The following is a 23709-nucleotide window of genomic DNA, read 5'->3' on the forward strand; positions in this document are numbered from 1 at the left end:
TTATTGGCTCCTTTACTGATGTAATAAGCATAGTATACCATATACTTTTACAAAAAGGTATCCCTATAAACAAAAGTATATATCTTTTGATAAAAGTATTGTTTTTTAAATAAATGTATGCTATATTTATTTTGACAAAAGGGAGGCCATAAAAAATGAAAGAATTATTAACGTTTCCAAAAAATTTTTGGTGGGGCTCTGCGTGGTCTGCTGAACAAGCAGAAGGTCGCGGCGACACTGGTAAGGCAAAAACTGTTTGGGAGCATTGGTTTGAAACAGAACCGAATCGCTTTTACGAAGGCGTAGGTTCAGAAATTACAACAGATCATTTTAATCGTTATAAAGAAGACGTACAGTGGATGAAGAAAACAGGACAAAATTCGTTCCGGATTTCGATTTCATGGGCGCGAATGTTTCCTAATGATGGCGTTGGCGAAGTGAACCCGAAAGCTATTGCGTTTTATCGCGATTTACTTACTGAAATGAATGAAAACGGTATCAAACCATTCGCCAACTTATATCATTTCGATATGCCCGTGGCACTTCAAGATGCTGGTGGCTGGGAATCAAGAGAAGTTGTAGATGCCTATGTTCATTTTGCAGATACTTGTTTTAAAGAATTTGGCGATTTAGTTTATCACTGGTTTACGTTTAACGAACCACTAGGACCGATTCTTGGCGGCTATTTAGAAGATTTCCATTATCCGAATCAAATCGACTTCAAACGCGGTGCACAAGCTGGTTTTAATACGATTTTGGCGCATGCGTTAGCTATTAAAGCATTTAAAAAATTAAACTTGTCATCAAAAATCGGCGTTATTTTAAACCTTAGCCCGACGTATCCACGTAGCCAAAACGAATACGATTTAGAAGCTGCGGAAATTTGTGATGCTTTTTACACGAGAAGCTTCTTGGATCCGATGGTTAAAGGAACTTTCCCAGAAAAATTAGTTGAAATTATGCGCGAATACGATCAAATGCCGGAATACACGGAAGAAGATTTGACGATTATTAAAGAAAATACGGCGCAAATTCTTGGCCTAAATTACTATGAACCAAGACGCGTCAAAGCCCGTTTAACAGCAATTAATGAAAAAAGTCCGTTTTTACCAGATTGGTTTTTTGAACCGCATAATATGCCAGGTAAACGAATGAATATTTACCGCGGTTGGGAAATTTATGAACGTGGGATTTACGATTTATGTATTGATATTCGTGATAATTACGGCAATATCGAATCATTTATTTCTGAAAATGGTATGGGTGTGGCAAATGAAGAGCGTTTCTTAAATGAAGAAGGACAAATTCAAGATGATTACCGGATTCAATTTGTCAAAGATCATTTGGCTTATGTACATCAAGCGATTGCAGAAGGTTGCGATATTAAAGGGTATCATCTGTGGACATTCATTGATTGTTGGTCGTGGATTAACGCATATAAAAACCGTTACGGACTCGTTTCACTTGATGTCGAAACTGGCAAACGCACAATGAAGAAAAGTGGCGAATTTTATAAAAAAATGAGTGACATGAACGGTTTTGAATATGATACAAGCAAACTAGTTGGGACGAAAAGGGAGGAAACAACTAATGGCTGAAACGAAAAAGAAGTCGATTGTTAATGGATTTATTAATGTAGCACAACGTCTTGGTGGTCAGATTCATTTGCGTTCATTGCGTGATGCTTTTGCGAGTATTATGCCGTTCATGATTTTAGCTGGTTTTGTCACGCTGATTAACTATGTTATTTTAGAACCGACTGGCTTTATGGGCAAAATTGTTAACCCAGATACACTTAAAACATGGCAAGAGATTGGTATTTCAATCGGAAATGGTACGCTGAGTGTTATTACGCTTTTAGTCACTGTGGCGATTTCGTATCATTTATGTTTGAATCGCGGCTATAAAAACGTCATTGCTCCGATTCTTGTCGCTTTATCTTCTTTTATTGTTGTAACACCGATTGCGATGACGTTCCTTCCAGAAGGCGCATCAAAATCAATCGAAGTACCGAACGTTATCCCAGTTAGTTATACTGGCGCGTCAGGCATGTTCGTCGGTATTATCGTTGGTTTAATTGCAACCGATTTATTCATTAAATTATCGAAAAACAAACGCATGCAAATTAATTTAACAGGAAATATTCCACCGGCAGTTATTAAATCATTTAACGTGTTAATTCCGATTATGATTACGGTTATTATTTTCTCAGTTATGTCATTTGCCGTTAATCAAATTTTCAACATGGACTTTAATACACTTGTGACAACGATTATCACGAAGCCACTTAGCTATGTGACGACAAGTCTTCCAGGCTTCTTGCTGATTACTTCTATCGCTAACTTATTCTTCGGTTTGGGTATTCACCAAGCAGTTATTTCTGGTCCGTTACTAGATCCATTTTTACTTCAAAATATGCAAGAAAACATGGTTGCCTACGCGAATCATCAAGAAATTCCGCATATTATTAATATGGCTTTCAAAGACACATTTGCGGTTATGGGTGGCTCAGGAAACACGATTGGCTTATTAATTGCCATTTTCATCTTTGGGAAACGAAAAGATTACAAAGATATCTCGAAACTATCTGCGGCACCATCACTATTTAACATCAGTGAGCCAATCATCTTTGGTCTGCCGATTGTGTTCAACCCGTTACTTATTATCCCGTTCGTATTAGCGCCGATTTTCTCTTTAACAACAGCGTATTATGCGACAGCAGCAGGTTGGATTAATCATGTAGTTGTACAAACCCCGTGGACGACACCGCCAATTATTTCTGGTTTCCTAGCAACTGGCGGGGACTGGCGCGCGTCCGTTTTACAAGTAATTATCATTGTTGTGACAGTCTTTATCTATCTGCCGTTCCTACGTATGGATGAAAAAGTTGCTTTTGCTACAGCTCAAAAAACAGAAGCAAAATAAGGAAGGAAGTTTAACCAATGAAAAACATTTTATTAGTATGTAATGCTGGTATGTCCACAAGTTTCTTAGTAGAAAAAATGAAAGCAGCAGGCGCGGAACAAGGCGTTGAAGCAAATATCTGGGCTGTATCCGACGCTGAACTACACGAAAACTGGGAAAAAGCAGATGTCATTTTGCTTGGACCACAAGTTGGTTATTTAAAAGGGAACACAGAAAAAGTAGTTGGCGGAAAAATTCCTGTCGAAGTAATTAATATGCTAGACTACGGCCGTGTCAATGGAGCGGCGGTACTTGAAAGAGCAATCGAATTAATCGGTTAAAAAAGTAAGGGAGTGTGGCTTATAGTCGCGCTCCTTTTTTATCGGGGAAGAAAGTGTTATAATGTGTGAAAAGGAGCGGAATTATTATGAAATATGTAAAATCACAAATGAAAGAGCTTGTAAAAGATAGCGTAGACTTGCAAGAACGCCTTCAAAAGCTAATGAAAGAAATGGACTTAGAAAAAACTTTCGCTTTAAAAGCACTTTATCATTCAGAAGTAGCTGATGGTGGACCGTATCAAACAGCTTATCAAGATTTGGATTATAAATATAAAGATTAACATCAAATGGCTCTGCTAAACAATTAGCAGAGCCATTTTTAGATATATTTTCCTTGGATTTCTTTTAAGTAGTCAACAAAATTATCGTAAAAGTCATCACGGTTTTGAATGGTTACATGCGTTCCAAGTTGAAGTAAAAAGCGATACCCAGCCTCGTGATCAGGAAGCGTTACTTTTGCTAAAAAATGTGCGTCATCTTGCTGCGAGATTTCGACTAGATCAAAGCGCTCGATGATTTGCTCGCGGGCAATTTTATCGACAATTAAGTTGACTTCATGCATCAAAAACATCGGTCTGTCGGGTGGGGCGCCAAACGGTTTTACACTAAAAGGGCGAGCTTCAAACGTTTCTTCTAGCGTTTTTAGTTCAACAATCCGCGACATTTTAAATGTTCGAAAATCGCTGCGTTCCAAACTGTAACCTTGCAAATACCAAGAACGATTCCTAAACAGGAGGTGATAAGGCTCAGTTTTACGAATGGTTTGGTTACCCGTTCGATCAATATAGCTGAGTTCTACGAGTTGATGTTTTTTAATCGCTAAATATAAACTTTCGACTTTAGCGTTTAATTCGTTTTTCATGGACAAATTGGAGAAATCGAGCGAAATGGAACTTTTAGGCGGTTCGCTTGAATGGTCGAGCATGTTTTTCATTTTTTGGAGGGTTTTCTTGGTTTCGGCGGAAGAAAGCAACTGCTCCATCCCGTCCAAACTAGCAATAATTGCGGTTAAATCATCTACTGTGAGAAGCTTTTTATCGACTTTGTAGGTAGGCATAATACCGATGCCACCCTTTGTTCCGGCAATCGTGTAAATCGGGATATTCGCCATCGCAAGTGTGTCAATATCGCGGAAAATAGTACGTTTGGAAACCTCAAACATTGTAGCCATTTCAGAAGCACTGACTAGCTCGCGTTGGAGAAGCAGCATAATGATTCCGATGAGTCGCTCGATTTTCATTTTTTTCTCCTTTGTTTTTGGAATGATGACAGACAGTTGTCATCATTCACGTGTTATAGTTACATCATATCAAAGTTAAGTAACTTTTTGGAGGGAAATATTATGGCATTTGAAATTGTTGAATTAAAAAAAGAAACATTTACTGGAAATAAAGTAGAAATCCCTGAATTTGATCCACAAAAAGGCTTTGGCCCAATGAGCGAAATTAAAGAATCAGCCCACACAAAATTTGCAAAAAACGAAAAAGACTACGTTGGCATTAACGCAAGTCTTGACGACCTACAATATTACATCGTAGCTAGTGCAAAAGGTGAAAACGGCGACACTACTTTCGACATTCCAGAAGGCAAATACGCAAAATTCGTAACAAGCGAAACAGACCGCCCAGCTCTAGACGGCTTCATCGGCGCAGCATACGGCGAGGTTAGTCAAAGCGATACGGTTGGCATTGCGGGATCGTTTAATTTGGAGGATCTTAGAGAAGCTGAGTTTACGCTTTATATTCCGGTTGTTAGTAAGTAAATAAATTGAGAGACCCCTTTCGGTGGAGAGGGGTCTTTTTTCACTAAACTAAACCAACCTCACCAAAACCCCAACATCCTCACAATACCCCAAACACCCACCAGCCATGTCCTTCGACGTAACCAACCAATCAAATTCCGCCAATTCCCCGTAAGTAAGCAAAGCCGACTTATCCACCTTCGTATGATCCACTAGCAAAAATTTCTCCGTCGCTTTTTCCATCATATGGCGCTTAATCTCATACTCCAAAATATCCGAATTCATCACCCCGTGCGTAGTAGACAGCGCAGTTGCGGCCATAAAAGCTTTCGTAATATTATATTTCTCAAAAAATCCCCAATTCTCCACGCCAACAAATGATTTAGTACTCGTTTTAAAAGTCGAGCCAATAACAATCAATTTCACATTATCCATTTCACTCGCAAAATTAATCACATCTAGGCTGTTCGTAATAATAGTAATATCCTTATCCGTTGGCAGAGCCGCAGCGAGACAGCTAGTCGTTGTGCCGGAATCAATAAAAATCAAATCATTTTCTTCAATAAAATCAGCCGCCGCTTTTCCGATAAGCTGTTTTTCTGTGTGATTTTCTGTATCACGATTTTCGAACGGCCGAATTTCTTCGGGATTATTATAAACAGAAACGACGCCACCATAGACTTTTTGGATGGTGTTTTTTTGGAGAAGTTTGGCAATGTCTCGGCGAACGGTATTTTTGGAAACATTGAATTGTTCGCATAAATCGTCGAGGCTAATACTGCCTTTTTCGTGAATTAAATTCTCAATCGCTTGAATGCGTTGTACTTTCATTTTAAATTCATCCTTTGGCAAAATTATTTTAATTACACTATTTATAACACATGCTCAAAAGGTAATCAACTATGATTTTTTATGGTGAAGTTAGTGACAAAAATTAAATTGACTCTCTAATTTTATTGGCTTAAGATGGGGTTATAATCGATTAATGGTTAACTTATGAGTAATTTTAAGTGGAGGGATTTTTTATGGCAGATGTACGGAAGTTAAAGAATTATATTAATGGTGAATGGGTCGAGAGTAGGGCGGACAAATACGAAGATGTCATCAATCCGGCGACGGGGGAAGTGCTGTGCCAAGTGCCGATATCGACACGCGCAGAATTAGATCAGGCGGCTGTCATTGCTGAACAAGCTTTTGAAAAATGGAGCCAAGTTGCTGTACCAAGACGTGCACGGGTTCTATTTAGTTTCCAACAGTTACTCATTCAACATAAAGAAAAACTAGCAAGACTGATTACACTCGAAAATGGTAAAAATTTATCCGAAGCACGCGGTGAAGTCCAACGTGGTATTGAAAATGTCGAGTTCGCGGCTGGAGCGCCAACACTAATGATGGGTGATTCGCTGGCTTCGATTGCAACCGATGTGGAGGCGGCAAATTATCGCTATCCGGTCGGGGTTGTTGGTGGAATCGCACCATTTAACTTCCCGATGATGGTACCATGTTGGATGTTCCCAATGGCCATTGCGCTTGGTAACTCGTTTATTTTAAAACCATCCGAGAGAACGCCACTTTTAATGGAGAAATTGGTGGAATTATTTTCTGAAGCGGGTCTTCCAAAAGGTGTATTCAATGTAGTGTACGGTGCGCATGATGTGGTTAACGGAATTTTAGAGAACGAAATAATTAAAGCGGTTTCTTTTGTTGGTTCTAAGCCAGTTGGTGAATATGTCTACAAAACAGGGAGCGCAAATTTAAAACGAGTGCAAGCCTTAACAGGTGCGAAAAACCATACAATTGTGCTTAATGATGCGGATTTAGAAGATACCGTGACGAATGTTATTTCAGCGGCATTCGGATCGGCGGGTGAACGTTGTATGGCATGTGCGGTCGTCACAGTTGAAGAAGGCATCGCGGATGAGTTTCTAGCGGCACTTCGGACAGCCGCGCAAAATGTGAAAATTGGAAATGGGTTAGACGATGGCGTTTTCCTCGGTCCTGTAATTCGCGAAGAAAACCAAAAACGCACGATTGCTTATATTGAAAAAGGCTTGGAAGAAGGCGCGAAATTAACAGTAGATGGTCGGGAAACTGGACTTTCAGAAGGGCACTTTGTTGGTCCAACAATTTTGGAAGATGTTACGACGGATATGACGATTTGGAAAGACGAGATTTTCGCACCAGTTTTATCCGTGATTCGTGTGAAAAATCTCCAAGAAGCAGTTCGGGTTGCGAATCAATCTGAATTTGCAAATGGCGCTTGTATTTTCACAAATAATGCCAAAGCAATTCGCTACTTTAGAGAAAAAATCGACGCTGGAATGCTTGGTGTGAATTTGGGCGTACCTGCTCCAATGGCGTTTTTCCCGTTTTCTGGTTGGAAATCGTCCTTTTATGGAACGCTTCATGCTAACGGCAAAGACAGCGTGGATTTTTACACGCATAAGAAAGTTGTCACAGCGAGATATTCATTAAAAGGTTACGAAGAATAGGAGGGCGCAAAAATGGGCAAACTGTTACGAAAACCGTTAAATGAGAGAATAGCGCCTGGCATTACGTTTGTGCAGGATATTAACCAAGCTAATTCTCCGCTAAGTTATGTTGGTTTTCGCTTAATTGAAATGGAAAAAGGTGCTATTTATCAGGAGGAGCTTACTGATTTAGAGTGTTGTATTGTTGCGCTTACTGGGAAAATTACAGTGAGTGAGGGTGACAATATTTTTGCGGAGATTGGGACAAGAGCGAATGTCTTTGAAAAAATTCCGACAGATAGCGTGTTTATTTCTGGCGGACGGACGTTTCAAGTGAAGGCGGACACAGAAAAAGCTCGTGTAGCGCTTTGCTACTCCCAGGCGAATCGAGACTTGCCAACGACACTTATTAAGGCTAGTGATAATTCGATTGAGCAGCGCGGAAAATATCAAAATAAACGACTGGTACATAACATTTTGCCAGATGTAAGTGAGGTTGCGAGCAGTTTGTTGGTTGTGGAAGTGTATACGGATGGCGGAAATTTTTCGAGTTATCCGCCGCATAAACATGACCGCGATAATCTGCCAGCGGAGTCGCTTTTGGAAGAAAGTTATTATCATGAAATTAATCCGGAGCAAGGTTTTATTTTTCAACGTGTCTATACGGATGACCGGACGCTTGATGAAACGATGGCTGTGGAGCATCAAAATGCGGTTATCGTTCCAGAAGGCTATCACCCAGTTGGCGTGCCAGATGGATATGATTCATATTATTTGAACGTAATGGCTGGACCGAAACGGGTTTGGAAATTTCACAACGATCCGGACCATGAATGGATTTTAGAACGAGACTAAGAGGAGGATTTGGAGCATGAATCTAAACAAACATAGCGAACGAAAATTTGATTTAATCACAGTAGGACGCGCTTGTATTGATTTGAACGCAGTCGAATACAATCGTCCAATGGAAGAAACGATGACTTTTTCTAAATATGTGGGTGGTTCCCCGGCAAATATTGCGATAGGAACCGCAAAACTAGGCTTAAAAGTAGGTTTTATCGGCAAAATTTCTGCTGATCAACATGGTCGTTTTATTGAGAAATATATGCGTGATTTGAGTATAAATACGGACGGAATGGTGAAAGATACGGAAGGCCGCAAAGTTGGCTTGGCGTTTACGGAAATTAAAAGCCCAGATGAATGCAGTATTTTGATGTATCGCGAAAATGTAGCGGATTTGTATTTAACGCCAGAAGAAATTTCGGAAGATTATATAAAAGAGGCTCGCGTGCTGCTCATTTCTGGAACAGCTTTAGCGCAAAGTCCATCGCGGGAAGCTGTTTTAAAGGCAGTTAGTTTAGCTCGGAAAAATGATGTAGCCGTTGCTTTTGAATTAGATTATCGCCCTTATACGTGGACAAACACCGAAGAAACGGCGGTTTATTATTCACTTGTCGCAGAACAAGCGGATGTGATTATTGGCACGCGCGACGAATTTGATATGATGGAAAATCAAGTCGGTGGCAAAAATGAAGCAACAAAAGCGCATCTTTTCCAACATCAAGCAGAAATTGTTGTCATTAAGCATGGGGTGGAAGGCTCATTCGCATATACAAAAGCGGGAGAAACATTCCAAGCAAAAGCATATAAAACAAAAGTGCTCAAAACATTCGGCGCGGGAGATTCCTACGCATCAGCCTTCTTATACGGTTTATTTAGCGGTGAAAGTATCGAAACAGCCCTTAAATACGGAAGTGCCGCGGCTTCGATTGTTGTTAGCAAGCATAGTTCCTCAGACGCGATGCCAACAGCTGATGAAATCAAAGCGCTCATTGCGCAAGCGGAATAGGAGGAGATTATGGTGACTGAAAAAACGATTCGACTAACAACCGCACAAGCTTTGGTAAAATTTTTAAATCAGCAATATATCGAAGTGGACGGCGAAATGGCACCGTTTGTGGATGGTATTTTCACGCTGTTTGGACATGGAAATGTGGTTGGTATCGGGCAAGCCTTGGAAGAAGCCCCAGGTCATTTAAAAGTGTATCAAGGGAAAAATGAGCAGGGCATGGCGCACGCGGCAATCGCTTATGCAAAACAAAAAAATCGCCAGCGCATCTACGCGTGTTCCACATCAGCAGGACCAGGTTCCGCGAACTTAATAACAGCAGCCGGCACCGCACTTGCGAATAATTTACCCGTGTTATTCTTGCCGGCCGACACATTCGCAACCAGACAGCCCGACCCAGTCTTGCAACAATTAGAGCATGAGTCGAGCACGGCAATTACAACCAATGATGGCTTCCAAGCAGTCTCCAGATATTTTGACCGTGTGCAGCGACCAGAACAACTCATGAGCGCCCTGATTCGCGCTTTCGAAGTAATGACCAACCCAGCGAGCGCGGGACCAGCAACAATCTGCATTGCGCAAGACACAGAAGGAGAAGCATTCGATTATCCAGTCGAATTTTTCCAAAAACGAATTCACTATCTTAATCGGCAAATCCCGACAAAGCGTGAACTAACCGAAGCAGCTCGGCTCATCAAAGCGAGCAAAACCCCAGTTATCATCGTCGGAGGTGGCGCCCGCTATTCAAGAGCACGCGAAGAATTGATCGCCCTTTCCGAGCAAACCAACATTCCGCTCGTCGAAACACATGCCGGGAAATCAACGCTTGAGTTTGACTTCAAAAACAACCTAGGTGGCACGGGAATCCTCGGGACGCTTGCTGCCAATAAAGCTATCCGTGACGCCGATTTAGTCATCGGAATTGGCACGCGCTATACCGATTTCACAACCAGTTCCAAAACGGCATTCGATCCAACAACCAAATTTATCAATATCAATGTCAGCCGTATGCAAACATACAAATTAGATGCCTTCCAAGTTGTCGGTGACGCCAAAGCAACCCTAGCCGAACTAGCGCCACTTTTAAAAGGTTATCAGACCCAATTTGGAAACAAGATAGCCGCATACAAAACCGAGTGGCTAGACGAAAGAGCACGGCTACAAACCACCAAATTCAACCGAGAAGCATTTACGCCAGAAATCAAAGATCAATTCGACCAAGCGACCTTAAACGAATATGCAGACCGCTTGCAGACCGAATTTACGCAAACAGAAGCACTTATCACAATTAATGACAACGTGGCACCGGATAGCATTGTCGTTTGTTCGGCCGGTTCACTTCCCGGAGATTTGCAACGACTCTGGAACCCAGCCGTACCAGACACCTATCACTTAGAATATGGCTATTCCTGCATGGGCTACGAAATAAACGGTGCTCTCGGCGCGAAAATGGCCGCAGCAAAAAAACAAGAAGTATACGCCATCGTTGGCGACGGCAGCTTCTGCATGTCACACTCAGAACTACTAACATCCTTACAATACGGCAAAAAAATTAACATTATGCTCTTCGATAATTCCGGTTTTGGCTGCATTAACAACCTCCAAATGGCAAACGGCAGCGACAGTTTTTTCTGCGAATTCCGCGATAGCGACAACCAAATCATGCAAGTCGATTACGCCAAAATTGCAGAAGGATACGGAGCAAAAGTCTATAGAGCCAACACGAAAGAAGATTTAATCAGCGCACTGGAAGACGCAAAAACACAAAGCAAAACTACTTTGATCGAAATGAAAGTACTACCAAAAACTATGTCAGAAGGCTATCTTAATTGGTGGAATGTGGGAGTTTCCGAAGTTTCAAACAAAGAAAGTATCAAGCAAGCATACGAAGAAAAACAAGCAAACCTGAAAAATGCCCGACTATATTAAGCAAAACAAAAACAAGTCCATCACCGGACTTGTTTTTGTTTTGCCACTTCAATAGCCCCGCCTTGCATCACACCAGTTTTTCTTTATAATAAAAAGTAACTGTAAGATTATGTTTTTTTAGGAGGAAATAATATGGAAGTTTTTGCAGAATATTTAGCTGAAATTGAAAATCCGGATCACCGCGCGAGAACACAAGAAGTTTTAACATGGGTGGCGGAAACTTTTCCAGACTTAAAGCCAGAAATCAAATGGAATACACCGATGTTTACAAATAATGGCACGTTCATAATCGGCTTCTCTATTGCAAAACAGCATATGAGCGTTTCCCCAGAAGTGGCTGGAATCGAACGTTTCGAAGCAGACATTAAAGAAGCGGGCTATAGTCATACGAAAGGTATTTTCCGAATTACGTGGGCTAAACCAGTTGACTATGACCTACTAGCAAAAATTATCGAGTTTAATATTCAAGATAAAGCAAATTATACTAGTTTTTGGCGCGTTTAAGTGATTTTTAGTTACTTTGTCGCGTAGTAAATCCAGATTTTTTATGCCATAATTAATAAGCTAAAATGTATTTTTATAAAAGAGTGGTGTGAAATGCGTATTTTTTGTGGGATTATGTCAATCCAAGCAGGCTTTATTGGTGCTCTTGCTGAAATACTAAGTCCGGACAGTAAAAAAAATAACTTATTCATGATACCGGAAGATCTTGCGGCATCATCAGGCTATTTAATGTCTCTTGCGATGGTTTTAGCGGGAATTCTAATAATTTGTGCTTATCGAAATGATTTTCTAATATTCATGGCACTAATTTTATGGCTCTTTGGACTTATTTTTGGGCTCATTTTCACCCCGAGTTATTCGGGTTTTTATTTCCGCCCAATCGTATGTTTAATAAGCTTTTTAATGGGCCTATTTATTTTTACAGATTACACAAGGCACCAAGACACAGGCGAGGAAAGGTGAGCGAAATGCTCATCTTTTTTTATTTACATTCGTGCCGACCGCGAAGTCCCAAACTGCAAACCAAGATCCACCAGCGCACAAACCCAAATACTCACAAAACTAACAAATAGAGGAAAATCACTATACAAATTAACAAAAAACAGCCCCACTAGAAGTAACAATAACAACGCATCTTTCCAAAAAGAAAATGTCACTTCGGCCTTTTTATGAGCAGCAAAAACAAATTGTTTCGAAACGAAAAACACAGCTACAGAACCAAACAACATCAATAACAAAACATTGCGTTCCAAATGCCCCTCGAACAACAAATGCACATTCGCCGCAAGTAACATCACTGAAATAATAATAAAGAAATGTCCATAAATTAAGTACTGGCCATGGGTTTCTTTATGGTGGTCGACAATTTTCTCAAAGCTATGGAAATACGATGCCCAAAGCGTACAAATAATTAAAAAGCCAAGCAACGTGTACCCAATCGTATAGGGATCAAGCGTGTGCCCAACTAAAATAGTCGTAATCGCAACAATACTTTCACCAAATGTGATGATAACAAATAATCCAAAACGTTCCGCAAGATGTGGAAAATCAACCGGCACTTTGCGCAATGTTTTAGCTAAAAATAACGGTAAAATAATATCAACTGCAATCCCAAGATACATCACTAAATAACGCGCAAATCCTTCAAAAAACACCGAAGTCGCAGTTGTCAAAACACCTAGTAGAAAAACACTCCCAAGAAGTATCGCCACTTTCCGCGCATTTCCCGTCAACTGCTTACTAATAACAAAATACTGGATAACCGTAATTAAGCGAATACCTAAATAACCAATTAAAAAAGTATAATACGTATTTGAAAACGTTAAATCAAAACTCGCTGTCATCAAAATTAAGAAAAACATTTGCGGCAACATATAAAGTTCGGGTAGTTTGATTTTCTCACCGAAGCGATTGAAAAACATTGTCTGCCCAACCCACGCCCAAAACATCGGCGTGACCATCAATAAATATTCGCCAAAATAAACAGCTGTTTTATCCGGATGATTATCGACGCTAAGTAACAGATGCGTCGTTGAAGCAACAGCAGTTACGAATATTAAATCAAAAAATAGTTCTAGCCAAGAAACTTTTCTTTCCGCCACAATCTCACCCCATTATTATTTCTTTTTTCAAGTATACCACGTGAATCCGCCTGCCTTTTGACAGTTGCTCGCCGTGAAAAGTATAATGGAAGGACAAAATCATGGAACTACTGAGATGGGAGAATTAAAAATGGTAAAAACATGGGAAGAATTTTTAAAACAAGAAGCGAAACAGCCTTATTTTATAGAATTAATGGAAGCAGTTAAGGACGCGAGAGCAAAGGGGAATGTCTATCCGACTGAAGAAGATATGTTTTCGTGTTTCCGCTTATGTCCGTATGATCAAGTGAAAGTTGTTATTTTAGGACAAGACCCGTATCATGGTCCTGGACAAGCGCATGGCCTAAGCTTCTCCGTGCAAAAAGGGGTGCGAATTCCGCCAAGTCTTCGTAATATTTATAAAGAATTAAAGACAGACTTAGATATTGAACCAGCTGACCACGGCTATCTTGCCAAATGGGCAGAGCAAGGCGTACTTTTAATGAACACGAGTTGGAGCGTGGAAGAAGGCAAAGCTGGTAGCCACAAAAAACTAGGCTGGGCAACATTTACAGATCACGTTTTAGAAGAACTAAATAATTACGACAAACCACTTGTATTTATTTTATGGGGGAATCATGCTATAAAAGCCGCAAGTGGCATCACAAACCCGCAACATTTACTTATTAAAGGAGTACACCCATCACCGCTTGCCGCGAGTCGAGGCTTTTTTGAAAGCAAACCATTTTCGAAAACGAATGCATTTCTTGAGGAACATGGAAGAAAACCAATTGATTGGGACTTAAACGAACAGTAAAAAAATACGTTATTACAAAATTTTGTTTTTTCTATTATATAGTTTTTTACAAAAGTGAAAAAATTTACATAATTCGCCTAAAAGCTTTTTACATAAGGTTTCTTTCATGTTATGGTTATTATAGGAGAAAGTAAAATTTAAAAAAGTTCCTAAAGAAGGTGACTAGTTTGAAGCATAATTTTACAGAAGATGACTTTGTTTATGGAGAATCATGGGGACTCGTGCATCGGGGGGTTTTAGAGGACAAAGAAGTAGAAAGAATGAAAGCGCTACGAGACAAAGTAGTGGGTAAAAAAGGCGTAGCACAAACGACACTTAAGCCGATAGGTAGTGTCAGAATAGACGGAGAAGTCTATGAAGCTCGCTTGAAAACAGGTTATTTGGAAGTTGGAAAACCAATAATTGCAGTAGGTATCGATTTCGGATACGTACTAGTCAATGAAGATATACAGGAGGGAGAAAAATGACAATGATTGGACCTATTATTATCGCAGTATTGATTATCATCTTTTTAATCGTATTTTTCACTTTAGTACCAGTGGGGTTATGGATTAGTGCATTATCCGCACGTGTACCAGTAGGACTAGGAACTTTAATCGGAATGAGATTGCGTCGGGTTGTACCTTCTCGCGTTGTAAAACCGTTAATTAAAGCAGTAAAAGCTGGACTTGATTTAGAAGTAAACCAACTTGAAAGTCACTATTTAGCAGGTGGGGACGTGGATAACACAGTAGATGCGTTAATCGCCGCACACCGCGCAAATATTGAATTAGATTTCAGCCGTGCAGCAGCAATTGACCTTGCTGGACGTGACGTACTTGAAGCAGTACAAACTTCCGTAACACCAAAAGTTATCCGTACACCTGAATTTACTGGTGTGGCACAAAACGGGGTAGAAGTAAAAGTTATTACGCAAATTACCGTACAATCCAATATTGAACGTATCGTCGGTGGTGCTGGGGAAGATACAGTTATCGCTCGTGTCGGTGAAGCCGTAGTTTCTACAGTCGGTGAAACGAGAGAACATACAGATGTACTTGAAAATCCAAACAGCATTTCGAAAAAAGTCCAAGAACAAGGACTTGGAGACGGAACTGCTTACACTATTTTATCCATTGATATCGCTGAAATGCGTATTGGTGACAACATTAAAGCAAAACTAGACATCGAAAAAGCCAACGCGGACATGGAAGTTGCTCAAGCAGCTGCATCGAAACGTAAAGCAGAAGCGATTGCCCTAGAACAAGAAAACAGAGCAGCGGTTGTAGCCGCAGAAGCAGAAGTACCACGTGCGCTATCTCGCGCTTTAGAAGAAGGTAACCTTGGTGTAATGGATTATTACAAAATGGAAAATGTACAATCAGATACAGCTATGCGCGAATCGATTGCACACGAAGACGAAAAATAAACCTTGATCTTTTGCAAGAAAGAAGGTGTTTTCAATGGATTTAAGTGATTTTCTAAATAGTGGTTGGGAAAGTGTTCTAGTTGTCCTTGGTATTGTTGGTGTCATTATAAATTTCCTTAGCAAGGCCGGTAAAGGCACAGAAGAGGAAAATAAGAAAGCGCCACAACCTAGACCAAATTTGCGTTCAATGCACCAAGCAAGCCGTACGCAAACCACTAAGAAACCAGAAAAACGCAAAGTGTCACAAGGGACATTCACACAAAATAAAGAACAAGACAAAGTAATTGCTGAACAAAAAGCAGCACAACAAAAAATGCTAAGAGAAATCCGCCGAGAATCGGATGTGGCAAAAGGGAAAAACATCATTAAAAGCACTAGTAGTCATCACAAAAAAGCGCGTAAATTGCGCGGAAGATTACAAGAAGCGATAATTACGAAAGAAATCCTTGATAAGCCCGTTTCTTTACGGAAAAATCATCTATAAAAGCAAACCCAAGAACTAGTTTCTTGGGTTTTTTGTTTCTGTGTCAAAACTGTTACATAATAACGCCAAGTTTTAAAATCCCTGTATTACAACTGTAACATTGACCTGCTATGCTGTGTGTATATAAAAAAGGGGTGCGTGGATTGAAAATAATAGCAACGAGAAGAAAGATTTTTTTTGCGTTTATAGCTTTAATGATTTCTTTTTCAGTACTATTTTTACCAACAACTAACGCTTCAGCAGCGACTACATATAAAATGACGACAACGGCTGATGTAAATGTTCGCGCAGCAGACAACACCAAAGGTAAAGTCATCGGTTTTTACAAAAAGGGTACAACGGTTACTTTCACTGCTAAAACAAAAAACAACTGGTATAAAACGACATACAAAGGCAAAGTTGGTTATGTTTCAGGTAAATGTGTGACTACATATAAAGCACCTGTTGCAACAACGCAAAGTTTTACCGCATTAAATAACGAAGCAAGAAAACACATTGGCAAACGCTACAAAATTGGCGCTACTGGCCCAAGCTGTTTTGATTGTTCAGGTTACACACAATATGTATACTCTAAAGGAGTTAAAAAATCCATTCCTCGTACAGCGAAGCAACAATATGCCTCTGCTAAGAAAATTAAAGCTCAAGAACTAAAAAAAGGTGATTTGATTTTCTTCAATTATGGTAAGGGTGTTGCACATGTTGGGATTTATGTTGGAAATGGCAAAATGCTTAATGCGCAAAATAATGGCGTAAAATACGACACAATCACATCTGGCTATTGGAAAAAATATATTGCTGGATATGGACGAGTAGCAAATTTAAAATAATTTTACTGAGCGTCACTTTTTAGTGATGCTTTTTTGTATGAAGGAGGAGTTAGGGATGCAATATAAAATAAAAGAAATGCCACTGGAAGAACTAGAACCTAAAGTAGTAGAGGGGCTTTTGGAACATAAAGAAAGATTAGGTTATGACATTCCAAAAAAAGACACAGAGTATATTGGCTTTGCGGCTTTAAGTGAAGTAGGGGAAATAGTTGGAGGAGTTACAGCGAAAATCAGCTACGGAGAATTATATGTGTCTCTTCTTTCTGTTGATCCAAGCACACAAGGATCGGGCGTGGGTACAGAATTGATGGCCCAAATAGAAAGATATGGTAGAGCAAATAACTGCCACCATATCTCCTTAACAACATTTAGTTACCAAGCCCCAGGATTTTATAAAAAATGCGGTTTTACTGAGCTTGGACGTGTAAAAGATTTTCCTATAATAGGAGAAGAAAAGTACTTTTTTATTAAATATTTATAGAATTACATCGAACTATTTTTGTTTGCAGCAGCTTGAACTGCATTGATAACAGCGGAACGGAAACCATCATTTTCTAGTGATTTCACTGCTTCAATTGTAGTTCCGCCGGGAGAAGTAACCATATCTTTAAGTTTACCTGGATGTTCGCCGGTTTCTAGAACCGTTTTTGCGGCACCTAGCACAGCTTGTGCGGCGAATTTATATGCTTTATCGCGAGGCATGCCACTTAGGACGGCGCCGTCTGCTAAAGCTTCTATGAACATATAAACATAAGCTGGTGAAGAACCGCTGACGCCAATAACTGCATCCATCAAATTCTCGGAAACAACTTCCGCTTCTCCAAAACTAGTAAAAATAGCTGTAACTTCATTAATTTCTTCAGATGATACGTTTATGTTAGGCGAAATAGATGACATTGCTTCACCGACAAGCGCTGGTGTATTTGGCATCACACGAACAATTTTTGTTTTTGCGGAAGTGAGTTCTTCTAAATCTTGGATAGTTACGCCAGCTGCTACAGAAATAATAATTTTATCAGGTGTTAGCTGCTCTTTTACCGACGTTAAAATTTCTGGGATAGTGTAAGGTTTCACCGCTAAAATAATAATATCTGCTTGTTCTACGAGTTTTTCGGTATCGGTTGTTATTTGCAGGCCAGTAAATGCCGCTTCCAGTGGTTTTAATTTTTCGAGATTTCGACCACCAACAATGATTGCTTCGCTGTTATCTAAATTCGCTTGTGCTAAGCCCCGAATCATCGCAGTTCCCATATTACCTGCGCCAATAAAGCCGATTTTCTTCATTTTATTCGCCCCTAACAAAATTCTTTTTTTCTATTATCTCATGTTACACGGCTTTGTCCAGTTTTTGCTGAAGGCTATCACTGTGTCACAGGGGCTTATTCTAAATACAGCGATATTAATTTTGATCAATCATCTCGTCGAAAGTAGTGGAAAAGGTATTATCGCCAAATTTTATCTATTTCTAATGGTTTCTAATTGGCAGTTTGCAGTAGAAAAAAATATTAGATTACTAGCTAAAAGTATCTTAGTGAAGAAAACTAAGATATTTTTTTATTTTCGATTGTATTTTTTGTTTGGGAAACCCGATTTTGTGTTTGATCAGTAAACACAGTCGAAAAGAATGTTCATATGGATGAATGGTGGCTGATTAGAATAATTAAATATATCGAAATTGTGTCCAAAGCTGGTCACTTGACAACTAAAAAGGAACATTTTTTTGATAATTGTCCTCAAGTAAGTAAATCTAAACAACATGGAAAATTAGCTTTGGATACTATTTTTGATGCTATGTTCTTAATGGTTGAAAGCGCTATAAATGGCGTTTTTATAAGCTATAATTGATATTGGATAACAGTTCCAACTACATAATATAGCGAGGTGAAAACGATGAATTTCTTTCTACAATTATTAGGTAACTTCTCTGGCGGTTTAAATTTCCCAGACGTAACAGAAGTACTAAACAACTTAATCAAAGCAATTTTTGGTTGATTTCAAAAAAATAAAACGTAAAGGAGGCTACTACAAGTGAATTTTTTCTTACAATTATTAGGTAATTTTTCTGGAGCGATTAACTTTCCAGACCTAACAGAAGTACTAAACAATCTAATCAAAGGGATTTTTGGTTGATCCTAAGAACATAAATCAGTAAAGGAGGCTACTACAAATGAATTTTTTCTTGCAATTGTTAGGTAATTTTTCAGGTGCAATCCGCTTTCCGGACGTAGCAGAAGTACTAAACAACTTAATCAAAGGTATCTTTGGTTAATTGCCAATTAGAATAAGTTGAAATATAGGGTTAAGGCTAACTTAACCCTATTTTCTAATTAAAGATGTAAATAAGGAGGATTTTAAATCCATGAAAAAAATAATCGCGTTAATCACAGCAGTTGCACTTCTATCAATGATTGGATTTGCCTTTATCCCTGGTACTGTTGCGAATGCAGCGAATTCATCAGAAAGCAGTTTAACATACAAAGATGTACGCAGTGGATTTTACTTTGTTGGTTATGAAAATGTACAACTTGAAACAGGAAAAACATACAAGTACACAGTAGCGTATGAAGCAAATGTTGATATGAAAATGACAGATACTATTACAGGACAATCAGCAAAAGCAGGACTTTTTACACCAAAATCATCCGGTGCCGAGCTGAACACTAGTTACGTAAGCCGAACAAAGAATAACGTTATAGACGTAGCTGATGCAGGTAATAAGGTTTTTAAACACACATTTGAATTTACAGCGAAGGAAAATACAAAAGCAGATATCGGTGTTTTCTTAGGAGCAGGTTCTGTTCTTCCAACAACTCCAGAAACCACGTCCCTTTGGAAAAACGTAACCGTGACAAATGAAACTCCACTAGTACAAGCGGAGGCTCCAGTTATTAGTGCAGAAGATAAAACTATCAATCAAAATGAAAGTTTTAATCCACTAAATGAAGTCACTGCGTCAGACGAAAAAGACGGTGATATTACAAAGGACATCCACGTAACCAAAAATACGGTAGATACGACTAAGAGTGGCAAATATGATGTGGATTATAGCGTTACAAATTCAAGCAACTTAACAACGACAAAAAGTATTAAAGTAACCGTAACCCCAGCAGCAATAAGCAAAAATACAGCCCCAGTTATTAATGCAAAAGATCAAACAATCAAAGTTGGAGATGTGTTTAATGTGTTAAAAGGAGTTACTGCGAAAGATAACGAAGATGGTGATTTAACAGCAAAAATCAAAGTGACCAAGGATACAGTGAATAATTCGAAAAAAGGTGTTTATCAAGTTACATATACTGTGACAGATTCTGGCAATCTATCAGCTTCACTTACAATTAAAGTGACTGTAACTCAAGATGGAAAACTAATAGTAAATCCAAGTGATCCAACAAAGCCATCTATCACAAAAACACCTGTGGAACCAACAAAAATTGAAAAAGATCCTGAAAATAGAGCGACTTCCGTTTTGAAAGCAAGTAAAATACCAAAAACTGGTGATAGTTCAATGATATGGCTAGTATTTGTCGGACTCGGCTTAACAGCTATTGGTATTAGTTCTTATCAAAAAAAAGCAAATAAATAATGCATACTGGATGAAAAGAGTATTTTAGATTAGATACTCTTTTCATTAACTAGATGGTAAAATGGCATTCTAAAGCTGTTTTTAAACAGCTTTATAGAGAGAGAGGGGAATCATTTATGCCAAAAATTGCTAAAGGTAATCGACTCGAGAATGTTGCTTTTGAGTACATTAAGAACAAAATCACAACTGGGGAGTATCCAACGGGTTATCGTGTTGTAGAAGCAAAGTTATCTCAAGAACTAAATATGAGTAGGACACCAATTAGGCGAGCGATTATCAACCTTTGCCATTCTGGATTTTTAGTCCACCAATATAATCGGGGTGCTTTTGTTCAAAACACTGAAGTAACTATTACAGAATTTTTTTCGCGAATGAAATTAGTCGAACTATTGATGTATGAAAGTACAGAAAAATTAATTCTACGTGAAGATTATATTGTAGTGGACGATATAATAGAAATAGCAGAGAAAGTAATTCAATATGAAAAAAACAAAGAATATGAATTAATGCGAGATACGTTTGAAGATTTTATCGTCGCATTTATAGGTAAGCTAAATAATGATTATTTTAATAGAATAATTCAAGAATTATGGAATGAAATCAATGATAATGCAACAAAAGAAGTAAGACTAATTATTGTTTCGGCAAGTGATCGAATTGCGGAAGAATTAGCTAATATAATTGAAATTTTAAAATCATGGAATTACGGGGAACTAAAAAAATGTTTTCAACACATAATGAACGCAATGATTTTGATTGCTTTTTAAAGAGAGGTTTTTAAATATTGAAAAAAATAAGCTGGGTGATTATCATGCTGGTTATCGTTGCTGCATCGGTTGGCTATTATTTTATAAAAGAAAATGAGCGAAAGACGCCACAAACAATTGATTACAAAACAGTTGAAACAAAAAGAACAGATTTAAGTGTATATGTTTCCGCAGAAGGTCACATTGTAAAAAAAGAAAATGAATGGCCAGATTATGAAGATTTTGCTGTCAAAATTATGGTAGATGAGCTAGAAATTAACCAAATAAAAGAAAAACAGACAGCTGATGTGTATGTCGAAGCAGTAAATAATAAAGTATACAAAGGAAAAGTTGTAGATATAAATGAGAAGGGCATTATAAACGGGTCAGTAACTTCTTATGCCGTGACGATTGATTTAGAGGATGAGACGAAAGTAAAAGAAAATATGTCTGTAAGTGCTGATGTACTTGTGGCTCTAGAAAAAAAGATTTTAACAATTCCAATAGAAGCTGTTAATACGGATAAAGCTGATAAACATTATGTCTATACAGTTGATGCAAATAAACAAAAGAAGAAAATTTGGATTGAAGTAGGCAAACATAATACGAAATCTATTCAAGTAGTAAAAGGTCTTACAGAGAAACAACTTGTGATTATTCCATAGACGGAGGTGAGCAAGACTTGATACAACTATTTAATATTTCCAAATCCTATCAAATGGGTGAATGCACCATAAAGGCTCTAGATAATGTATCATTGCAAATTGATCAAGGGGAATTTCTGGCCATTATCGGACCGTCTGGCTCTGGAAAATCTACTTTAATGAACATCCTCGGTATACTTGACAGAGCAACGATAGGAGAATACTACCTCAATAAAACGAATTTAATGCGAATATCAGATAAGAAAATTTCTCGAATAAGGAATAGGAAAATTGGTTTTATTTTTCAACAATTTAATTTAATGCCACGACTTACTGCTTTTGAAAATGTAGAATTGCCATTAGTATATCGAGGTGTGGGCAAAGCTACTCGAAAAAAAGTAGTATTAAAAAGTTTAGAACGTGTCGGACTATTAGATAAAGAAAAACATATACCAGCCCAGCTTTCAGGAGGACAGCAGCAACGGATTGCAATAGCTCGAGCCATCGCTGGAAGTCCAGAATTAATATTAGCAGATGAACCTACTGGCGCGCTAGACTCTAAAACTGGAGAAGAAGTAATGACTTTGCTAAGAGAAATTCATAGAGAAGGAAATACATTAATCATGATTACCCACGACAAAGAAATTGCAAATCAAGCAGAACGAATAATAGAAATAAAAGACGGAAAACTCCGTGAATGGAACAAATTATGACTCTTTTACAGAGTATAAAGTTAGCGCTAAAACAATTATTGTCCACCAAATTTCGAACATTTTTAACAATGCTTGGAATTATTATTGGTGTTTTTTCTGTTATATTACTTGTTTCGATTGGGGAAGCTATATCGAAAAATGTCTCCACACAATTAGGTGATATGGGAAGTAATCTTTTGACTGTTAATTTTTATTCAGATAATCCAAACGATAAATTCACATACAAAGATGCAAAAAAACTTTTGAATGAAGATGAAATTGGTTCGCCGGAAGTGATGCAGACAAAGGAAGTTAGAACAAGTGAAAAGACAGCTAGTAATCAAGTAGCGGGAATAAATGAATATTATGCGAGCATAAAAAATTTGGAATTAGCATCAGGCCGTTTTTGCTCGAATGTAGATGTTATCTATGCCCAAAAAGTGACAATTATTGGCTCAGAAATTGCAAAAACTTATTTTAAAGAACAGAATCCGATAGGTGAATATTTGCAAATTGCAGGTGCTAGGTACATGGTCATTGGAGTTTTAAAGGAAAAGGGGGAGAGTTTATTTGGATCGGCAGACAAAAAACTTTTTATCCCAATTTCTTCCGCAGAACGACTTTTTAAAACAGATACTGTGGATTTGTATTATATTCAAACAAAAAAAGTAGAACAAGTTCCAGCAGCAGTTAAGGTAGTAAAGAAAAAAATGAGCCAGTTTTTTCCAAGTAATGAAGATGCGTATACAGTTGCAAATCAGCAACAGGCGTTAGATACGTTTGATAGTATTACGGGAACACTCACGATTGGACTAGGTGCGATTGCAGGGATTTCGCTACTCGTTGGCGGTATTGGTATTATGAATATTATGCTCGTGTCTGTCTCAGAACGAACCCGAGAAATTGGAATTAGAAAAGCGATTGGCGCAAGTAGTGGCAATATTTTAATGCAGTTTTTGATTGAAGCAGTTGTGCTTAGTTTAGTAGGCGGTTGTATCGGGATTTTACTAGGAATTTTTTCCGCGCAAATAGTTACAACTACATCAAGTTTTGAAATGTATGTTTCTGCTTCTACGATTCTTTTAGCGGTTGGTTTTTCGATGTGTATTGGGATTGTATTTGGTGTAATTCCCGCACAGAAAGCTTCAAAAAAAATGCCGATAGATGCGTTACGGGCAGATTAACTAGA

Annotated in this window: 27 protein-coding genes; 23 read left to right on the forward strand and 4 right to left on the reverse strand. The window is 38.5% G+C overall.

What is annotated here, in order from left to right:
* Positions 1-155: 155 nt before the first annotated feature.
* From LMOATCC19117_RS02050 to LMOATCC19117_RS02065, 4 genes are all read left to right on the forward strand, one after another.
* Entirely contained in the window at positions 156-1598 is a 1443-nt protein-coding gene (locus LMOATCC19117_RS02050; protein WP_003734597.1) for a glycoside hydrolase family 1 protein, read from the forward strand.
* The gene (locus tag LMOATCC19117_RS02055; protein WP_003728139.1) at positions 1591-2925 is read left to right on the forward strand and encodes a PTS sugar transporter subunit IIC; all 1335 of its coding nucleotides are present in this window, start codon (positions 1591-1593) and stop codon (positions 2923-2925) included. Before LMOATCC19117_RS02050 ends, LMOATCC19117_RS02055 begins: the two co-directional genes overlap by 8 nt.
* A gap of 17 nt (positions 2926-2942) precedes the next feature.
* Positions 2943-3245 (forward strand): PTS sugar transporter subunit IIB, encoded by a 303-nt coding sequence (locus LMOATCC19117_RS02060; RefSeq protein ID WP_003723086.1) that lies wholly within the window; start codon positions 2943-2945, stop codon positions 3243-3245.
* Between the two features lie 86 nt (positions 3246-3331).
* Positions 3332-3526, forward strand: a complete 195-nt coding sequence (locus tag LMOATCC19117_RS02065; protein ID WP_003724301.1) for a hypothetical protein — start codon at positions 3332-3334, stop codon at positions 3524-3526.
* A 38-nt stretch (positions 3527-3564) separates the two neighbouring features.
* Here LMOATCC19117_RS02065 and LMOATCC19117_RS02070 read toward each other — a convergent pair whose 3' ends face one another.
* Positions 3565-4485, reverse strand: coding sequence for a helix-turn-helix transcriptional regulator (locus tag LMOATCC19117_RS02070; protein ID WP_003734599.1), 921 nt, complete (start codon positions 4483-4485; stop codon positions 3565-3567).
* A 102-nt stretch (positions 4486-4587) separates the two neighbouring features.
* Here LMOATCC19117_RS02070 and LMOATCC19117_RS02075 point away from each other — a divergent pair, with 102 nt between their 5' ends.
* Positions 4588-5007, forward strand: a complete 420-nt coding sequence (locus tag LMOATCC19117_RS02075) for an effector binding domain-containing protein (protein WP_003731393.1) — start codon at positions 4588-4590, stop codon at positions 5005-5007.
* 48 nt (positions 5008-5055) lie between these two features.
* On the opposite strand, the gene LMOATCC19117_RS02080 is transcribed toward LMOATCC19117_RS02075, so the two are convergent.
* Entirely contained in the window at positions 5056-5817 is a 762-nt protein-coding gene (locus LMOATCC19117_RS02080; protein WP_003728136.1) for a DeoR/GlpR family DNA-binding transcription regulator, read from the reverse strand.
* A 194-nt stretch (positions 5818-6011) separates the two neighbouring features.
* On the opposite strand from LMOATCC19117_RS02080, the gene iolA reads away from it, so the two are divergent.
* The 6 genes from iolA to LMOATCC19117_RS02110 all read left to right on the forward strand — a co-directional run bounded on the left by iolA (position 6012) and on the right by LMOATCC19117_RS02110 (position 12201).
* Positions 6012-7478 (forward strand): methylmalonate-semialdehyde dehydrogenase, encoded by a 1467-nt coding sequence (gene iolA, locus LMOATCC19117_RS02085; protein ID WP_003734600.1) that lies wholly within the window; start codon positions 6012-6014, stop codon positions 7476-7478.
* Between the two features lie 12 nt (positions 7479-7490).
* On the forward strand, positions 7491-8312 hold the full coding sequence (gene iolB / locus LMOATCC19117_RS02090) for a 5-deoxy-glucuronate isomerase (RefSeq protein ID WP_003724309.1): 822 nt from the start codon (positions 7491-7493) through the stop codon (positions 8310-8312).
* Positions 8313-8328: 16 nt separating this feature from the next.
* Positions 8329-9306, forward strand: a complete 978-nt coding sequence (gene iolC, locus LMOATCC19117_RS02095) for a 5-dehydro-2-deoxygluconokinase (protein ID WP_003734601.1) — start codon at positions 8329-8331, stop codon at positions 9304-9306.
* Positions 9307-9318: 12 nt separating this feature from the next.
* Positions 9319-11235 carry a 3D-(3,5/4)-trihydroxycyclohexane-1,2-dione acylhydrolase (decyclizing) gene (gene iolD / locus LMOATCC19117_RS02100; RefSeq protein ID WP_003734602.1) on the forward strand — a complete coding sequence of 639 codons (1917 nt, stop codon included), beginning with the start codon at positions 9319-9321 and terminating at the stop codon, positions 11233-11235.
* A gap of 132 nt (positions 11236-11367) precedes the next feature.
* Positions 11368-11739: an iron chaperone gene (locus LMOATCC19117_RS02105; protein ID WP_003724312.1), complete on the forward strand. Its 372-nt coding sequence runs from the start codon at positions 11368-11370 to the stop codon at positions 11737-11739.
* Positions 11740-11832: 93 nt separating this feature from the next.
* On the forward strand, positions 11833-12201 hold the full coding sequence (locus tag LMOATCC19117_RS02110) for a hypothetical protein (protein WP_003723100.1): 369 nt from the start codon (positions 11833-11835) through the stop codon (positions 12199-12201).
* 23 nt (positions 12202-12224) lie between these two features.
* On the opposite strand, the gene LMOATCC19117_RS02115 is transcribed toward LMOATCC19117_RS02110, so the two are convergent.
* The gene (locus LMOATCC19117_RS02115) at positions 12225-13340 is read right to left on the reverse strand and encodes a low temperature requirement protein A (protein WP_003728131.1); all 1116 of its coding nucleotides are present in this window, start codon (positions 13338-13340) and stop codon (positions 12225-12227) included.
* A 130-nt stretch (positions 13341-13470) separates the two neighbouring features.
* Here LMOATCC19117_RS02115 and LMOATCC19117_RS02120 point away from each other — a divergent pair, with 130 nt between their 5' ends.
* The 6 genes from LMOATCC19117_RS02120 to LMOATCC19117_RS02145 all read left to right on the forward strand — a co-directional run bounded on the left by LMOATCC19117_RS02120 (position 13471) and on the right by LMOATCC19117_RS02145 (position 17336).
* Positions 13471-14136 carry a uracil-DNA glycosylase gene (locus LMOATCC19117_RS02120; RefSeq protein WP_003724314.1) on the forward strand — a complete coding sequence of 222 codons (666 nt, stop codon included), beginning with the start codon at positions 13471-13473 and terminating at the stop codon, positions 14134-14136.
* Between the two features lie 167 nt (positions 14137-14303).
* Positions 14304-14603, forward strand: coding sequence for an NfeD family protein (locus tag LMOATCC19117_RS02125; RefSeq protein WP_003741454.1), 300 nt, complete (start codon positions 14304-14306; stop codon positions 14601-14603).
* Positions 14600-15544 carry a flotillin-like protein FloA gene (gene floA, locus LMOATCC19117_RS02130; protein ID WP_003723104.1) on the forward strand — a complete coding sequence of 315 codons (945 nt, stop codon included), beginning with the start codon at positions 14600-14602 and terminating at the stop codon, positions 15542-15544. Before LMOATCC19117_RS02125 ends, floA begins: the two co-directional genes overlap by 4 nt.
* Positions 15545-15578: 34 nt before the next feature.
* Complete coding sequence (locus LMOATCC19117_RS02135) at positions 15579-16028, forward strand: hypothetical protein (RefSeq protein ID WP_003724315.1); 450 nt, start codon at positions 15579-15581, stop codon at positions 16026-16028.
* Between the two features lie 143 nt (positions 16029-16171).
* The gene (locus tag LMOATCC19117_RS02140) at positions 16172-16855 is read left to right on the forward strand and encodes an NlpC/P60 family protein (RefSeq protein WP_003740411.1); all 684 of its coding nucleotides are present in this window, start codon (positions 16172-16174) and stop codon (positions 16853-16855) included.
* 55 nt (positions 16856-16910) lie between these two features.
* The gene (locus LMOATCC19117_RS02145; RefSeq protein WP_003724317.1) at positions 16911-17336 is read left to right on the forward strand and encodes a GNAT family N-acetyltransferase; all 426 of its coding nucleotides are present in this window, start codon (positions 16911-16913) and stop codon (positions 17334-17336) included.
* Positions 17337-17338: 2 nt separating this feature from the next.
* Here LMOATCC19117_RS02145 and proC read toward each other — a convergent pair whose 3' ends face one another.
* Positions 17339-18139, reverse strand: a complete 801-nt coding sequence (gene proC / locus LMOATCC19117_RS02150) for a pyrroline-5-carboxylate reductase (RefSeq protein WP_003724318.1) — start codon at positions 18137-18139, stop codon at positions 17339-17341.
* 348 nt (positions 18140-18487) lie between these two features.
* Here proC and LMOATCC19117_RS02160 point away from each other — a divergent pair, with 348 nt between their 5' ends.
* The 6 genes from LMOATCC19117_RS02160 to LMOATCC19117_RS02185 all read left to right on the forward strand — a co-directional run bounded on the left by LMOATCC19117_RS02160 (position 18488) and on the right by LMOATCC19117_RS02185 (position 23704).
* Positions 18488-18700 carry a hypothetical protein gene (locus LMOATCC19117_RS02160; protein WP_003724320.1) on the forward strand — a complete coding sequence of 71 codons (213 nt, stop codon included), beginning with the start codon at positions 18488-18490 and terminating at the stop codon, positions 18698-18700.
* A 514-nt stretch (positions 18701-19214) separates the two neighbouring features.
* Positions 19215-20438, forward strand: coding sequence for an immunoglobulin-like domain-containing protein (locus LMOATCC19117_RS02165; RefSeq protein ID WP_003724324.1), 1224 nt, complete (start codon positions 19215-19217; stop codon positions 20436-20438).
* A 116-nt stretch (positions 20439-20554) separates the two neighbouring features.
* Positions 20555-21205, forward strand: coding sequence for a GntR family transcriptional regulator (locus tag LMOATCC19117_RS02170; RefSeq protein WP_003724325.1), 651 nt, complete (start codon positions 20555-20557; stop codon positions 21203-21205).
* Positions 21206-21249: 44 nt separating this feature from the next.
* Positions 21250-21849 carry a hypothetical protein gene (locus LMOATCC19117_RS02175; RefSeq protein WP_003724326.1) on the forward strand — a complete coding sequence of 200 codons (600 nt, stop codon included), beginning with the start codon at positions 21250-21252 and terminating at the stop codon, positions 21847-21849.
* Between the two features lie 17 nt (positions 21850-21866).
* The gene (locus LMOATCC19117_RS02180; RefSeq protein ID WP_003731403.1) at positions 21867-22541 is read left to right on the forward strand and encodes an ABC transporter ATP-binding protein; all 675 of its coding nucleotides are present in this window, start codon (positions 21867-21869) and stop codon (positions 22539-22541) included.
* Positions 22538-23704, forward strand: a complete 1167-nt coding sequence (locus tag LMOATCC19117_RS02185) for an ABC transporter permease (protein WP_014929026.1) — start codon at positions 22538-22540, stop codon at positions 23702-23704. Before LMOATCC19117_RS02180 ends, LMOATCC19117_RS02185 begins: the two co-directional genes overlap by 4 nt.
* Positions 23705-23709 lie beyond the last annotated feature (5 nt).

The sequence above is a fragment of the Listeria monocytogenes ATCC 19117 genome (assembly GCF_000307025.1).
Lineage (GTDB): Bacteria > Bacillota > Bacilli > Lactobacillales > Listeriaceae > Listeria > Listeria monocytogenes_B.